13 protein-coding genes and 1 tRNA gene are annotated in these 15,586 nt (G+C 55.8%); all 14 read right to left on the reverse strand.

Going from position 1 to position 15,586, the window contains the following annotated elements; genetic code table 11:
* Positions 1-131, reverse strand: a 131-nt coding sequence (locus AC3WMV_RS28145; RefSeq protein ID WP_256671882.1) for a GTP-binding protein, incomplete at its 3' end; no start/stop codon positions are given.
* A gap of 31 nt (positions 132-162) precedes the next feature.
* Complete coding sequence (gene fusA, locus AC3WMV_RS28150) at positions 163-2,268, reverse strand: elongation factor G (RefSeq protein ID WP_007962223.1); 2,106 nt, start codon at positions 2,266-2,268, stop codon at positions 163-165.
* Positions 2,269-2,298: 30 nt separating this feature from the next.
* A complete protein-coding gene (rpsG, locus tag AC3WMV_RS28155; RefSeq protein ID WP_003228745.1) occupies positions 2,299-2,772 on the reverse strand; it encodes a 30S ribosomal protein S7 in 474 nt (157 codons plus the stop codon).
* A gap of 107 nt (positions 2,773-2,879) precedes the next feature.
* Positions 2,880-3,251, reverse strand: a complete 372-nt coding sequence (gene rpsL, locus AC3WMV_RS28160) for a 30S ribosomal protein S12 (RefSeq protein ID WP_003186084.1) — start codon at positions 3,249-3,251, stop codon at positions 2,880-2,882.
* A gap of 215 nt (positions 3,252-3,466) precedes the next feature.
* Positions 3,467-7,666 carry a DNA-directed RNA polymerase subunit beta' gene (rpoC, locus tag AC3WMV_RS28165; RefSeq protein WP_027614261.1) on the reverse strand — a complete coding sequence of 1,400 codons (4,200 nt, stop codon included), beginning with the start codon at positions 7,664-7,666 and terminating at the stop codon, positions 3,467-3,469.
* 63 nt (positions 7,667-7,729) lie between these two features.
* Entirely contained in the window at positions 7,730-11,803 is a 4,074-nt protein-coding gene (gene rpoB, locus AC3WMV_RS28170; RefSeq protein ID WP_027614262.1) for a DNA-directed RNA polymerase subunit beta, read from the reverse strand.
* A 221-nt stretch (positions 11,804-12,024) separates the two neighbouring features.
* On the reverse strand, positions 12,025-12,390 hold the full coding sequence (gene rplL / locus AC3WMV_RS28175; RefSeq protein ID WP_007962228.1) for a 50S ribosomal protein L7/L12: 366 nt from the start codon (positions 12,388-12,390) through the stop codon (positions 12,025-12,027).
* A gap of 74 nt (positions 12,391-12,464) precedes the next feature.
* Positions 12,465-12,965: a 50S ribosomal protein L10 gene (gene rplJ, locus AC3WMV_RS28180; protein WP_003228752.1), complete on the reverse strand. Its 501-nt coding sequence runs from the start codon at positions 12,963-12,965 to the stop codon at positions 12,465-12,467.
* Positions 12,966-13,163: 198 nt separating this feature from the next.
* Positions 13,164-13,859, reverse strand: a complete 696-nt coding sequence (rplA, locus tag AC3WMV_RS28185; RefSeq protein ID WP_003228754.1) for a 50S ribosomal protein L1 — start codon at positions 13,857-13,859, stop codon at positions 13,164-13,166.
* Positions 13,859-14,290 (reverse strand): 50S ribosomal protein L11, encoded by a 432-nt coding sequence (rplK, locus tag AC3WMV_RS28190; protein ID WP_003228756.1) that lies wholly within the window; start codon positions 14,288-14,290, stop codon positions 13,859-13,861. The genes rplA and rplK overlap by 1 nt, the downstream gene beginning before the upstream one ends.
* A gap of 117 nt (positions 14,291-14,407) precedes the next feature.
* Positions 14,408-14,941 (reverse strand): transcription termination/antitermination protein NusG, encoded by a 534-nt coding sequence (gene nusG, locus AC3WMV_RS28195; protein ID WP_025113545.1) that lies wholly within the window; start codon positions 14,939-14,941, stop codon positions 14,408-14,410.
* A gap of 9 nt (positions 14,942-14,950) precedes the next feature.
* Complete coding sequence (gene secE / locus AC3WMV_RS28200) at positions 14,951-15,319, reverse strand: preprotein translocase subunit SecE (RefSeq protein ID WP_041074957.1); 369 nt, start codon at positions 15,317-15,319, stop codon at positions 14,951-14,953.
* Between the two features lie 45 nt (positions 15,320-15,364).
* Positions 15,365-15,440 (reverse strand) — tRNA-Trp (locus tag AC3WMV_RS28205).
* Positions 15,441-15,493: 53 nt separating this feature from the next.
* A partial coding sequence (locus AC3WMV_RS28210; protein ID WP_449118062.1) for an EF-Tu C-terminal domain-related protein occupies positions 15,494-15,586 on the reverse strand: 93 nt, incomplete at its 5' end.

The raw sequence follows: 15,586 nt of genomic DNA on the forward strand, positions 1-15,586 counted from the left end.
ACGGCCGAACCGAAAACTTCGGAGCAGACGCGAGTCAGAGCAGCGGTCAGAGTGGTTTTACCGTGGTCAACGTGACCGATGGTGCCAACGTTGACGTGCGGTAGGGAACGATCAAATTTTTCTTTAGCCACGACAATTAACTCCTAGCCTAAAGGGGCTGAATCAGCCTTGTTTTTTGGTTACGGATTCGACGATGTGCGACGGAGCCGTATCGTATTTTTTGAATTCCATAGAGTAGCTTGCGCGACCCTGGGACATGGAGCGAACGTCGGTCGCATAACCGAACATCTCACCCAGTGGAACCTCGGCACGGATAACCTTGCCGGACACTGTGTCTTCCATACCCTGGATCATGCCGCGACGACGGTTAAGGTCGCCCATTACATCACCCATATAGTCTTCAGGCGTAACAACCTCTACCGCCATGATCGGCTCGAGCAACTCACCACCACCCTTCTGGGCCAGTTGCTTGGTCGCCATGGAAGCAGCCACTTTAAACGCCATCTCGTTGGAGTCGACGTCGTGGTAAGAACCATCGAACACGGTTGCCTTCAGGCCGATCAGCGGATAGCCGGCAACAACGCCGTTCTTCATCTGCTCTTCGATACCCTTCTGGATAGCCGGGATGTATTCCTTAGGAACCACACCACCTACAACTTCGTTCACGAATTGCAGACCTTCCTGACCTTCATCAGCAGGAGCAAAACGGATCCAGCAGTGACCGAACTGGCCGCGACCACCGGACTGACGAACGAACTTGCCTTCGATTTCACAGTTCTTCGTGATGCGCTCACGATACGAAACCTGAGGCTTGCCGATGTTGGCTTCGACGTTGAACTCACGGCGCATCCGGTCAACCAGGATGTCCAGGTGCAGCTCGCCCATGCCGGAGATGATCGTTTGACCAGTCTCTTCATCAGTTTTAACGCGGAAAGACGGGTCTTCCTGAGCCAGCTTGCCCAGAGCGATACCCATTTTTTCCTGGTCATCCTTGGTCTTAGGCTCTACGGCAACCGAAATAACCGGCTCCGGGAAGTCCATGCGAACCAGAATGATTGGCTTGTCAGCGTTGCAGAGGGTTTCACCAGTGGTGACGTCCTTCATGCCGATCAGGGCCGCGATGTCGCCAGCGCGTACTTCCTTGATCTCTTCACGGGCGTTTGCGTGCATTTGCACCATACGACCCACGCGCTCTTTCTTGCCTTTAACCGAGTTGATCACGCCGTCGCCGGAGTTCAACACGCCCGAGTAAACACGGACGAAGGTCAAGGTACCCACGAATGGGTCGGTAGCGATTTTGAACGCCAGTGCCGCGAACGGCTCGTCGTCACTTGCGTGACGCTCCATTTCCTCTTCCTCGTTATCAGGGTTCGAGCCCTTGATAGCTGGAATGTCGGTTGGAGCAGGCAGGAAGTCGATAACGGCGTCGAGAACCAGGGGAACGCCCTTGTTCTTGAACGACGAACCGCACACAGCCAGAACGATTTCGCCAGCGATAGTGCGCTGACGCAGAGCAGCCTTGATCTCTTCGATCGACAGCTCTTCGCCTTCCAGGTACTTGTTCATCAGCTCTTCACTGGCTTCGGCCGCAGCCTCAACCATGTTGCTGCGCCACTCAGTAGCCAGCTCGAGCATGTCCGCAGGGATTTCCTTGCGAACAGGAACCATACCCTTGTCAGAGTCGTTCCAGTAAACAGCCTGCATGTTGATCAGGTCGATCTGGCCCTGGAAGTTGTCTTCCGAACCGATAGCGAGCTGAATCGGCACCGGAGTGTGACCCAGACGCTGCTTGATCTGACCGATCACGCGCAGGAAGTTGGCACCGGCACGGTCCATCTTGTTTACGTAAACAAGACGTGGAACGCCGTATTTGTTGGCCTGACGCCATACGGTTTCCGACTGCGGCTCAACACCCGAAGTACCGCAGAATACAACGACAGCGCCGTCGAGTACGCGCAGGGAACGTTCAACTTCAATGGTGAAGTCTACGTGGCCCGGGGTATCGATGACGTTGAAACGGTGCTCGTGCGGGTACTGCTTCTCGGAACCTTTCCAGAAGGCGGTAATGGCAGCAGAAGTAATGGTAATACCACGCTCCTGCTCCTGAACCATCCAGTCCGTGGTCGCGGCGCCGTCATGCACCTCGCCCATTTTGTGACTTTTGCCAGTGTAAAAAAGGACGCGCTCGGTGGTGGTGGTTTTACCAGCATCCACGTGAGCGACGATACCGATGTTACGGTAGCGACTAATCGGAGTAGTACGAGCCATAAAGCCCTCGCAAAATTAGTGAAGCTAAAATTAGAAGCGGTAGTGCGAGAAAGCTTTGTTGGCTTCGGCCATACGGTGCACGTCTTCACGCTTCTTAACAGCAGCACCTTTACCTTCAGCAGCATCCAGCAGTTCGCCAGCCAAACGCAGAGCCATAGACTTCTCGCCACGCTTACGGGCGAAGTCTACCAACCAGCGCATTGCCAGAGCGTTACGGCGGGAAGGACGAACCTCGACCGGAACCTGGTAAGTAGCACCACCAACGCGGCGCGACTTCACTTCGACCAGCGGAGCGATGGCGTCGAGTGCTTTTTCGAAGAGTTCCAGGGGATCGGTGCCGGCCTTACGAGCCTTCACGGTTTCCAGGGCACCATAAACGATACGCTCGGCAACGGCTTTCTTGCCGCTTTCCATAACGTGGTTCATGAATTTGGCGAGGATCTGGCTTCCGTATTTCGGATCGTCCAGAATCTCACGCTTTGCTGCTACGCGACGTCTTGGCATGATAAGCCCTCAAGCGGTCTTCAGGTTAGTTCGGGACAGATCCATTGGATGCAAGCCCGACCTTACTCTTATCGACTCAATAAAATGAAAATCTGCAAAACGACCGATTACTTCGGACGCTTGGTACCGTACTTCGAACGACCCTGGTTACGGCCTTTAACGCCGGAAGTATCCAAGGAGCCGCGAACGGTGTGGTAACGAACACCTGGCAAGTCTTTTACACGACCGCCGCGGATCAGTACCACGCTGTGCTCTTGCAGGTTGTGGCCTTCACCACCGATGTACGAGGAAACCTCGAAACCGTTGGTCAGACGCACACGGCATACTTTACGCAGTGCCGAGTTAGGTTTTTTCGGCGTAGTGGTGTACACACGGGTGCACACGCCACGACGTTGCGGGCAGTTCTGCAGCGCAGGCACGTCGGATTTCTCGACGATACGCTTACGCGGCTGACGTACCAGCTGGTTGATAGTTGCCATCTACTAGCTCCACTGTTGTCTTGCGACGCTATTGTCTTGCAAGAAAAGCAAAATGACAGGAACGGATTCCCGCCAAATTTAGGGGATCAAGAGTCTAAAGAGGATCTTGTCCCCAGTCAAGGCAAGGCCCCGACCTACCCGCCCGTCGAACCTTGACAATTTGTCTCGACTCGACGAACGGAGCGATCAGGGCCTCAGCTTAGTTACCGCAGAACTCAGTTACCGCTCGAGTTCAGCGCTTCGGTCAGTGCAGCTTCCACTTCACTGGCGCTTACGCGCAACGGCTTGTCTGCATCACGACGACGCTTGCGCTCGCTGTGATATGCCAGACCGGTACCGGCCGGGATCAGACGACCCACAACCACGTTTTCTTTCAGGCCGCGCAAATAGTCGCGCTTGCCGGTGACTGCCGCTTCGGTCAGTACGCGAGTGGTTTCCTGGAAGGAAGCCGCCGAGATGAACGATTCGGTCGACAACGACGCCTTGGTGATACCCAGCAGAACGCGAGTGAACTTGGAGACAAACTTGTCTTCCGCGCTCAGACGCTCGTTCTCTACCAGTACGTGAGTCAGCTCCATCTGGTCGCCCTTGATGAAACTGGAATCGCCGGACTCGGAGATCTCAACTTTACGCAGCATCTGACGCAGGATGGTCTCGATGTGCTTGTCGTTGATCTTCACGCCTTGCAGACGGTAAACGTCCTGGATCTCGTTCACGATGTACTTGGCCAGCGCGCTCACACCCAACAGACGCAGGATGTCGTGCGGATCGCTTGGACCATCGGAGATAACTTCGCCGCGGTTTACCTGTTCACCTTCGAACACGTTCAGGTGACGCCACTTCGGAATCAGCTCTTCGTACGGATCGCTACCGTCGTTCGGGGTAATGACCAGACGGCGCTTGCCTTTGGTCTCTTTACCGAACGCGATGGTGCCGCTGACTTCAGCCAGAATCGACGCTTCCTTCGGACGACGAGCTTCGAACAGGTCGGCAACACGCGGCAGACCACCGGTGATGTCGCGAGTTTTCGAAGTTTCTTGCGGGATACGAGCGATAACGTCACCGATCGCGATCTTCGCACCGTCCGCAACACCGACCAAGGCGTTGGCTGGCAGGAAGTACTGAGCGATAACGTCAGTGCCTGGCAGCAACAGATCCTTGCCGTTGTCGTCGACCATCTTCACTGCTGGACGGATTTCTTTGCCCGCAGCTGGACGATCTTTCGCGTCGAGTACTTCAATGTTGGTCATACCGGTCAATTCGTCAGTCTGACGCTTGATCGTGATGCCTTCTTCCATGCCCACGTAGGTCACGGTACCTTTCATTTCGGTAACGATCGGGTGAGTGTGCGGATCCCACTTGGCCACGATTGCGCCAGCGTCGACCTTGTCACCTTCTTTAACCGAAATCACAGCACCGTACGGAAGCTTGTAACGCTCACGCTCACGACCGAAGTCATCAGCGATGGCCAGCTCACCGGAACGGGACACGGCAACCAAGTGGCCATCCACTCGCTCAACGTGTTTCAGGTTGTGCAGACGGACAGTACCGCCATTCTTCACCTGAACGCTGTCGGCTGCGGAAGTACGGCTTGCCGCACCACCGATGTGGAACGTACGCATCGTCAGCTGGGTACCCGGCTCACCGATGGACTGGGCAGCGATAACGCCGACCGCTTCACCGATGTTCACCTGGTGACCACGAGCCAGATCACGGCCGTAGCACTTGGCGCAAATGCCATAGCGGGTTTCGCAGCTGATCGGCGAACGCACGATCACTTCGTCGATGCTGTTCAGCTCGATGAACTCGACCCACTTCTCGTCTACCAGGGTACCGGCAGGAACGATGACGTCCTCGGTGCCTGGCTTGAATACGTCACGGGCAATAACACGACCCAGTACGCGCTCACCCAACGGCTCTACAACGTCACCGCCTTCAATGTGCGGAGTCATCAGCAGACCGTGTTCGGTGCCGCAATCGATCTCGGTTACAACCAGATCCTGCGCCACGTCTACCAGACGACGAGTCAGGTAACCGGAGTTCGCAGTTTTCAACGCGGTATCCGCCAGACCTTTACGAGCACCGTGAGTCGAGATGAAGTACTGAAGTACGCTCAGACCTTCACGGAAGTTCGCAGTAATCGGCGTTTCAATGATGGAACCGTCCGGCTTGGCCATCAGACCACGCATACCGGCCAGCTGACGAATCTGTGCTGCGGAACCCCGCGCACCCGAGTCGGCCATCATATACATCGAGTTGAAGGACTCTTGGTCGACTTCATCACCGTGACGGTCGATGACTTTCTCTTTCGAGAGGTTAGCCATCATCGCCTTGGAAACTTCGTCGTTCGCCTTCGACCAAAGGTCGATCACTTTGTTGTACTTCTCGCCCTGGGTTACCAGGCCGGAGGCGTACTGGCTCTCGATCTCTTTCACTTCGTCGGTGGCTGCACCGATGATGCGGGCTTTTTCGTCCGGGATAACGAAGTCGTTAACACCGATGGAAACGCCGGAGATGGTCGAGTAAGCGAAACCGGTGTACATCAACTGGTCAGCGAAGATCACGGTCTCTTTCAGACCAACCACGCGGTAGCACTGGTTGATCAGCTTGGAGATCGCCTTTTTCTTCATCGGCAGGTTGACGACATCGTACGACAGACCCTTTGGCACAACCTGGAACAGCAGCGCACGGCCGACAGTGGTGTCGACGATACGAGTGTTGCTCACGCTGTTGCCGTCACGGTCGTTGACGGTTTCGTTGATACGGACCTTGACCTTGGCGTGCAGTGCGGCTTCGCCGGCACGGAACACACGGTCAACTTCCTGCAGATCCGCGAACACACGACCTTCGCCCTTGGCGTTGATCGCTTCACGAGTCATGTAGTAGAGACCCAATACAACGTCCTGCGACGGAACGATGATTGGCTCACCGTTGGCTGGCGACAGAATGTTGTTGGTCGACATCATCAACGCACGCGCTTCGAGCTGGGCTTCCAGCGTCAGCGGTACGTGCACGGCCATTTGGTCGCCGTCGAAGTCGGCGTTGTACGCGGCGCAGACCAGCGGGTGCAGCTGGATAGCCTTACCTTCGATCAGGACCGGTTCAAACGCCTGGATACCCAGACGGTGAAGGGTCGGTGCACGGTTGAGAAGAACCGGGTGTTCGCGAATCACTTCAGCGAGAACGTCCCAAACCTCTGGCAGTTCGCGCTCGACCATTTTCTTGGCCGCTTTGATGGTGGTCGCGAGACCACGCATTTCCAGCTTGCCGAAAATGAATGGTTTGAACAGCTCGAGAGCCATCTTCTTCGGCAGACCGCACTGGTGCAGACGCAGGGTCGGACCTACGGTAATTACCGAACGACCGGAGTAGTCAACACGCTTACCGAGCAAGTTCTGACGGAAACGACCCTGCTTACCCTTGATCATGTCAGCCAGGGATTTCAGAGGACGCTTGTTCGAACCGGTGATAGCGCGGCCACGACGACCGTTGTCGAGCAGTGCATCGACAGCTTCCTGCAACATACGCTTTTCGTTGCGCACGATGATGTCCGGAGCGGACAGATCCAGCAGGCGCTTCAAACGGTTGTTACGGTTGATCACTCGACGATACAGATCGTTGAGGTCGGAAGTCGCGAAACGACCGCCATCCAGCGGGACCAGTGGACGCAGATCTGGCGGCAGAACCGGCAGAACGGTCAGCACCATCCACTCTGGCAGGTTGCCGGAACCCTGGAAGGCTTCCATCAACTTCAGACGCTTGGACAGCTTCTTGATCTTGGTTTCCGAGTTGGTTTGCGGAATTTCTTCGCGCAGACGGCCAATCTCGTGCTCCAGGTCGATAGCGTGCAGCAGTTCACGGACAGCTTCTGCACCCATGCGGGCGTCGAAGTCATCACCAAACTCTTCCAGCGCTTCGAAGTACTGCTCGTCGTTCAGCAGCTGACCCTTTTCAAGGGTGGTCATGCCTGGATCGATAACGACGTAGCTCTCGAAGTAGAGAACGCGTTCGATATCACGCAGGGTCATATCCATCAGCAAGCCGATACGGGACGGCAGCGATTTCAGGAACCAGATATGGGCAACCGGCGAAGCCAGTTCGATGTGCGCCATGCGCTCACGACGAACCTTGGCCAGTGCAACTTCAACGCCGCACTTCTCGCAGATCACACCACGGTGCTTCAAGCGCTTGTACTTACCGCACAGGCACTCGTAATCCTTTACCGGGCCAAAGATCTTGGCGCAGAACAGACCGTCACGCTCAGGTTTGAACGTACGGTAGTTGATGGTTTCCGGCTTTTTAACTTCGCCGAACGACCACGAGCGGATCATCTCAGGCGAGGCCAATCCGATACGGATGGCGTCGAACTCTTCGACTTGACCCTGGTTTTTCAGCAAATTCAGTAGGTCTTTCAAGGCCTTTCCTCCTGGCGGAGCAGAGAGCGGGCAGTCCTGCCCCGCTCTCGATCGCGTCACGTGTTATTCGGTTTCCAGATCGATATCGATGCCGAGGGAACGAATTTCCTTGATCAACACGTTGAAGGACTCGGGCATGCCCGGCTCCATACGGTGATCGCCATCCACGATGTTTTTGTACATCTTGGTACGGCCGTTCACATCGTCCGACTTCACTGTGAGCATTTCTTGCAGAGTGTAAGCGGCACCGTATGCTTCCAGTGCCCAGACCTCCATCTCCCCGAAACGCTGACCACCGAACTGTGCCTTACCACCCAGCGGCTGCTGGGTAACCAGGCTGTACGAACCGGTAGAACGCGCGTGCATCTTGTCGTCTACCAAGTGGTTCAGCTTCAGCATGTACATGTAGCCAACGGTAACTGGACGCTCGAACTTGTTGCCGGTACGGCCGTCAGTCAGCTGCATCTGGCCGCTTTCCGGCAGGTCTGCCAGTTTCAGCATGGCCTTGATTTCGCTTTCCTTGGCGCCGTCGAACACTGGAGTGGCCATTGGAACGCCGCCACGCAGGTTTTTCGCCAGATCCAGGATTTCCTGATCGGAGAAGCTGTCCAGATCTTCGTTACGACCGCCGATCTGGTTGTAGATCTCGTCCAGGAAGGTACGCAGTTCAGCGACTTTACGCTGCTCTTCGACCATCCGGTTGATCTTCTCGCCCAGACCTTTGGCCGCGAGGCCCAGGTGGGTTTCAAGGATCTGACCAACGTTCATACGCGAAGGTACGCCCAACGGGTTGAGGACGACGTCGACCGGGGTGCCATTGGCATCGTGCGGCATGTCTTCAACCGGCATGATCACGGAGACCACACCTTTGTTACCGTGACGACCGGCCATCTTGTCGCCCGGCTGAATGCGACGACGGATTGCCAGGTAAACCTTGACGATTTTCAGCACGCCTGGAGCAAGGTCATCGCCCTGCTGCAGTTTGCGCTTCTTGTCTTCGAACTTGTCGTCCAGCAGACGGCGGCGATCAACGATGTAGGCCTGAGCCTTCTCGAGCTGCTCGTTCAGAGCATCTTCAGCCATGCGCAGTTTGAACCACTGACCATGCTCAAGACCGTCGAGAACTTCGTCGGTGATGTCCTGACCTTTCTTCAGACCGGCGCCGCCTTCAGCCTTGTGGCCTACCAGAGCGGAGCGCAGACGTTCGAAGGTTGCGCCTTCAACGATACGGAACTCTTCGTTCAGATCCTTGCGGATCTCGTCCAGCTGGGACTTCTCGATCGACAGAGCACGAGCATCACGCTCAACGCCGTCGCGGGTGAAGACCTGTACGTCGATGACAGTACCTTTGGTACCGGTAGGTACACGCAGGGAGGTGTCTTTAACGTCGCTGGCTTTTTCACCGAAGATCGCACGCAGCAGTTTTTCTTCCGGAGTCAGTTGGGTCTCGCCTTTCGGAGTGACCTTGCCCACCAGGATGTCGCCTGCGCCTACTTCAGCACCTACATAAACGATACCGGCTTCGTCCAGCTTGTTCAGTGCAGCCTCACCCACGTTCGGGATGTCCGCAGTGATTTCCTCTGGGCCAAGCTTGGTGTCACGGGCCACACAGGTCAGTTCCTGAATGTGGATCGTGGTGAAGCGGTCTTCCTGAACCACACGCTCGGACAGGCAGATGGAGTCTTCGAAGTTGAAGCCGTTCCATGCCATGAACGCGATGCGCATGTTCTGACCCAGTGCCAGCTCACCCATGTCGGTGGACGGGCCGTCGGCCATGATGTCGCTACGCTGAACGCGATCACCCTTGCTCACCAGCGGACGCTGGTTGATGCAGGTGTTCTGGTTCGAGCGGGTGTATTTGGTCAGGTTGTAGATGTCGACACCGGCTTCACCGGTTTCAACTTCGTCATCAGCAACACGAACCACGATACGGCTGGCATCAACGGAGTCGATCACGCCGCCACGACGAGCCACGACGCAAACGCCGGAGTCGCGAGCCACGTTACGCTCCATGCCCGTACCTACCAGCGGCTTGTCAGCGCGCAGGGTTGGTACAGCTTGACGCTGCATGTTCGAACCCATCAACGCACGGTTGGCGTCGTCGTGCTCGAGGAACGGAATCAGCGACGCTGCAACCGAAACTACCTGCTTCGGCGAAACGTCCATCAGGGTGACGTCTTCCGGCGCCTTGACGGTGAATTCGTTCAGGTGACGTACGGCTACCAGTTCGTCGATCAGGACTTTCTGCTCGTTCATGGTCGCCGAAGCCTGCGCGATCACATGATCGGCTTCTTCAATGGCGGACAGGAACACGATCTCGTCGGTGACTACACCCTCTTTCACCACACGGTACGGGCTTTCCAGGAAGCCGTACTGGTTGGTGCGGGCATAAGCAGCCAGGGAGTTGATCAGACCAATGTTCGGACCTTCCGGCGTTTCAATCGGGCAGACACGACCATAGTGAGTCGGGTGTACGTCACGGACTTCAAAGCCTGCGCGCTCACGAGTCAGACCGCCAGGGCCGAGTGCAGAGACACGACGCTTGTGGGTGATCTCGGACAGCGGGTTGTTCTGGTCCATGAACTGCGAGAGCTGGCTGGAACCGAAGAACTCCTTCACCGCCGCAGCCACTGGCTTGGCGTTGATCAGGTCTTGCGGCATCAGGCCTTCGCTTTCAGCCATCGACAGACGCTCTTTGACCGCACGCTCAACACGTACCAGGCCAACGCGGAACTGGTTCTCGGCCATTTCGCCTACGCAGCGAACACGACGGTTACCCAGGTGGTCGATGTCATCGACGATGCCTTTACCGTTACGGATGTCGACCAGAGTCTTCAGGACCGCGACGATGTCTTCCTTGCACAGCACGCCCGAACCTTCGATCTCGGTACGACCGATACGACGGTTGAACTTCATCCGGCCGACCGCAGACAGGTCATAGCGCTCAGGGCTGAAGAACAGGTTGTTGAACAGGGTCTCGGCAGCGTCTTTGGTCGGCGGTTCGCCTGGACGCATCATGCGATAGATCTCGACCAGTGCTTCCAATTGGTTGCTGGTGGAGTCGATCTTCAGCGTGTCGGAGATGAACGGACCGCAGTCGATGTCGTTGGTGTACAGAGTTTCGATGCGAACAACGCCGGCCTTGGCGATTTTCGCCAGGACTTCGGTCGACAGCTCGGTGTTGCACTCTGCCAGGATTTCGCCGGTAGCCGGATGCACGATGACCTTGGCGGTGGTGCGACCCAGGACGTAGTCCAGAGGCACGTCCAGCTCTTTGATCCCGGCCTTTTCCAGCTGGTTGATGTGGCGGGCAGTAATACGACGGCCCTGCTCGACAATAACCTTGCCTTTATCGTCCTGGATATCGAGGACAGCCACTTCACCGCGCAGACGCTGAGGCACCAGTTCCAGGCTCAGGCCTTCGCCTTTAACGTGGAATACGTTGGTGGTGTAGAAAGCGTCCAGCACTTCTTCGGTGGTGTAGCCGAGCGCGCGCAGCAGTACCGAGGCCGGCAGCTTGCGACGACGGTCGATACGCACGAACACGCAGTCTTTCGGGTCGAACTCGAAGTCCAGCCACGAACCGCGGTAAGGAATGATGCGCGCGGAGTACAGCAGTTTACCGGAACTGTGCGTCTTGCCGCGGTCGTGGTCAAAGAACACGCCCGGGGAACGGTGCAGCTGGGAAACGATAACACGCTCGGTACCGTTGATTACGAAGGTACCGTTCTCAGTCATCAATGGGATTTCGCCCATGTAGACTTCTTGCTCTTTGATGTCCTTGATCGCTTTGTTCGACGATTCTTTGTCGAAAATGATCAGGCGCACTTTTACCCGCAAAGGTACGGCGAAAGTTACACCGCGCAATACGCATTCTTTGACATCAAATGCCGGTTCGCCCAGGCGATAACCGACGTACTCCAGCGCAGCATTGCCGGAGTAGCTGATGATCGGGAAAACGGATTTGAAGGCCGCATGCAGGCCCACGTCGCGGAACTGATCTTTAGTCGCTCCCGCTTGCAAGAATTCACGATACGAATCCAGCTGGATGGCCAGGAGGTACGGCACATCCATGACGTCCGGCAACTTGCTAAAGTCCTTGCGGATACGTTTTTTCTCAGTATATGAGTAAGCCATCAGCGTTCCCCAGCTTGGTCACCTGCTTGTTTGGCCCCTCCCGACGGGAGCAGCCAGAAAATCGTGCAAACCCCATGGTTTGCGCCACCGCATCGGGTGGTTACAGCGCCGTTATCAGCACCGACCCAGTCGGCTGCCAATAACGGAAAAAGGCCGGTGGCAAGAGCCACCAGCCATCAGCCTGTCGCTTGACGCTCGGGCTGGAGGAGCAAAGTCGATACTTATTTCAGCTCGACTTTAGCGCCTGCTTCTTCCAGCTTCTTCTTAGCGTCTTCAGCAGCTTCTTTCGAAACGCCTTCAGCTACAACCTGAGGAGCGCCGTCTACTTTCTCTTTGGCTTCTTTCAGGCCCAGACCGGTCAGTTCACGAACTGCCTTGATCACGTTAACCTTCTTCTCGCCAGCTTCCAGCAGAACAACGTTGAACTCGGTTTGCTCTTCAACAGCAGCAGCAGCTACAGCTGGGCCAGCCGAAGCAGCAGCAGCGGTAACACCGAAGGTTTCTTCCATCGCTTTGATCAGCTCAACGATTTCCACTACGGATTTCTGGCCGATTGCTTCGATGATTTGTTCGTTAGTCAGAGACATGACTCAATTCCTGAATTGGGGGACGGCCTACGCGACCATCGAAATAAACAAAAAACGCGAGAAGTTGACGAGCCTTAGGCTGCGGCAGCTTCTTTCTGGTCGCGAATTGCCGCCAGAGTACGAGCCAACTTGCTGGTAGCGCCTTGAATCACGCTCATCAGCTGAGAAATTGCTTCGTCACGGGTCGGCAGAGTTGCCAGTACGTCGATCTGATTAGCTGCGAGGAACTTGCCCTCGAACGCAGCTGCCTTGATCTCGAACTTGTCCTGACCCTTGGCAAACTCTTTGAAGATACGGGCAGCAGCGCCCGGATGTTCGTTCGAGAATGCAATCAGGGTCGGGCCGGTGAACACGTCGTTGAGAACACTGTATTCAGTGTCCGCAACAGCGCGCTTGAGCAGGGTGTTACGTACAACACGTACGTAAACGCCAGCTTCACGAGCCTCTTTACGGAGTCCGGTCATTGCGCCTACTGTTACGCCACGGGCATCAACCACGACAGCGGACAGAGCGACTTTGGCAGCCTCGTTGACTTCAGCGACGATGGCCTTCTTGTCTTCGAGATTAATTGCCACGGGTTTAACTCCTGCTTGTTACCGTTTCACTCGGTCGAAACCGAATGTCGTTTTGGTGTCTGATTCGGTAAGGAACCGGGAGCACCATCTGCGTAGGCTTGTGGTTTAAGGCTTGCGCCGCCTACGGTCTTGGATAGCCCCCGCCAGGCAGGGACCCCAATCTTTCAATTGGCGCGAATAATCGCGCCAACCTTTGTCTTACGCGTCCAGCGAGCTCTGGTCGATAACCAGACCTGGGCCCATAGTGGTGCTCAGGGTAACGCGCTTGACGTAAATACCTTTCGAGGAAGCTGGCTTGATACGCTTCAGATCAGCGATCAGGGCTTCAACGTTTTCCTTCAGCTTGACGGCATCGAAGCCGATCTTGCCAACGGAAGTGTGGATGATGCCGTTTTTGTCGGTGCGATAACGAACCTGACCAGCCTTGGCGTTTTTAACCGCGGTAGCTACGTCTGGAGTTACGGTGCCGACTTTCGGGTTAGGCATCAGGCCACGTGGACCGAGGATCTGACCCAGCTGACCTACAACGCGCATGGCATCCGGGGATGCGATCACTACGTCATAGTTCAGGTCGCCGCCTTTCATTTCGGCAGCCAGGTCGTCCATACCTACACGGTCAGCGCCGGCAGCCAGAGCGGCCTCAGCAGCTGGACCCTGGGTGAACACAGCAACGCGAACGGTCTTGCCAGTGCCGTGTGGCAGCACAGTAGCGCTACGAACAACCTGGTCGGATTTACGCGGGTCTACACCCAGGTTTACAGCAACGTCGAACGACTCGCTGAACTTGACAGTCGACAGCTCAGCCAGCAGAGCAGCAGCGTCTACAATGTTGTAGGCCTTGCCTGCTTCGATTTTGCCGGCGATAGCCTTTTGACGCTTGGTCAGCTTAGCCATTACACACCCTCCACGTTAAGGCCCATGCTACGAGCAGAACCGGCGATAGTACGCACGGCTGCATCCATATCAGCTGCAGTCAGATCCGCGTTTTTGGTTTTCGCGATTTCTTCCAGCTGAGCACGGGTAACAGTGCCAACCTTAACGGTGTTCGGACGAGCGGAACCGCTGGTCAGACCGGCCGCCTTCTTCAGCAGAACCGAAGCAGGGGTGGATTTGGTTTCGAAAGTGAAGCTACGGTCGCTGTAGACAGTGATGATCACTGGAGTCGGCAGACCTGCTTCAAGACCCTGAGTACGGGCGTTGAAAGCCTTGCAGAATTCCATGATGTTCACGCCGTGCTGACCCAGAGCAGGACCAACAGGTGGGCTTGGGTTAGCCTGAGCGGCCTTCACTTGCAGCTTGATGTAAGCGGTAATCTTCTTGGCCATGAGGCACTCCAATTACGGGTTCGAACGCCTCGAAAGGCTCCCCGGTTACTTGCGCGTTTATCCCAGTGACGACAAAACCCCACAGCCTAGGGCTGCGGGGTTGGGATGCTTGTTCAGCTAGACCTTTTCGACCTGACTGAACTCCAACTCTACCGGAGTAGAGCGACCGAAAATAAGCACTGCCACCTGGACACGGCTCTTTTCGTAGTTAACTTCTTCGACGGTGCCGTTAAAGTCAGCGAATGGACCGTCAGTAACACGAACTACCTCACCCGGCTCAAACAGAGTCTTCGGTTTCGGCTTATCGCTACCATCAGCCACGCGACGCAGAATGGCTTCCGCCTCTTTGTCGGTGATTGGAGCAGGCTTGTCGGCGGTACCGCCAATGAAGCCCATCACCCGAGGAGTATCCTTGACCAAGTGCCAAGTACCCTCATTCATATCCATCTGTACCAGCACATAGCCTGGGAAGAACTTGCGTTCGCTTTTGCGCTTCTGGCCATTACGCATTTCAACCACTTCTTCAGTGGGAACCAGAATTTCGCCGAAGCCATCTTCCATGCCAGCCAGCTTAACGCGCTCAATCAGCGAGCGCATGACATGCTTCTCGTAACCCGAGTAAGCATGCACAACGTACCAACGCTTAGCCACGGGACACCCTTAGCCGACAATCAAGGAAACAAGCCAGCCGAGCAGGGAATCAACACCCCACAACAGCAACGCCATAACGATAACCACAGCAACAACGATCAACGTTGTCTGCGTGGTTTCCTGGCGAGTTGGCCATACGACTTTACGAATCTCAGTGCGCGCTTCCTTAACCAGTACAAAGAACGACTTGCCCTTTGCAGTCTGCAGGCCTACAAAGGCAGCTACAGCAGCAATTACGAGCAAAGCGAGTACACGGTACAGGATCGGCGAAGCAGCGTAATACTGATTGCCAACTACACCCACAACCACCAAAGCGGCTACCACAAGCCACTTGAGCAGATCGAAGCGAGAGCCTTGAGCTTCAGCCTTAGGAGTCATCTATGAAGATCCTGTGAAAAGAAAGCCAGACACACCGAGTGAATCTGGCAGGTCAGGAGGGAATCGAACCCCCAACCTACGGTTTTGGAGACCGTCGCTCTGCCAATTGAGCTACTGACCTAAAACAAAATCAGGCCGACCATTATGCCGGCCCGAAAAATACATTACAACCGCTTATTCGATGATTTTAGCTACGACGCCAGCGCCGACGGTACGACCGCCTTCACGGATAGCGAAACGCAGACCATCTTCCATCGCGATGGTTTT

The organism is Pseudomonas sp. FW305-3-2-15-E-TSA4 (assembly GCF_058787295.1).